At 48.3% G+C, this 424-nt stretch carries 1 protein-coding gene; it reads right to left on the bottom strand.

What is annotated here, in order from left to right; all coding sequences use genetic code 11:
* Positions 1–424: helix-hairpin-helix domain-containing protein (locus tag UF75_RS25945; protein WP_045577388.1), on the bottom strand; the 424-nt coding region annotated here is incomplete at both ends.

Genomic DNA, 424 nt, shown 5'->3' with positions numbered 1-424 from the left:
CCGCTAGCTCATACGATTCCGGATGAACAGGTGTGTTTTCCAAAGGATTAACTCCATCCGGCAGGCGAATAAACCCCGCACACTGAATATACGTTTGGGCTCCCAGCCGTGGAATTTTCTTAAGCTGATCACGACGGCTAAATTTTCCATGTTCATCCCGCCAGGCTACAACGTTTTTGGCAACTGCTGACTTTAAACCTGCTACGTATTGGAGCAATGAAGCTGAGGCGGTGTTTAAATCAACTCCAACGACATTCACACAGGATTCCACGACTCCATGGAGGGACTCCTCTAAGCGTTTAGGCTGAACATCATGCTGATATTGTCCGACTCCTACAGCCTTCGGTTCGATCTTTACGAGTTCTGCTAGGGGATCTTGTAGCCTTCTGGCAATAGACACTGCACTCCGAAGGGAAAGATCGAA

Source organism: Desulfosporosinus sp. I2 (genome assembly GCF_000960765.1).
Taxonomy (GTDB): Bacteria; Bacillota; Desulfitobacteriia; order Desulfitobacteriales; family Desulfitobacteriaceae; genus Desulfosporosinus.
The sequence above is the reverse complement of the archived record's forward strand: the minus strand, read 5'-3'. Positions and strand labels throughout refer to the sequence as shown.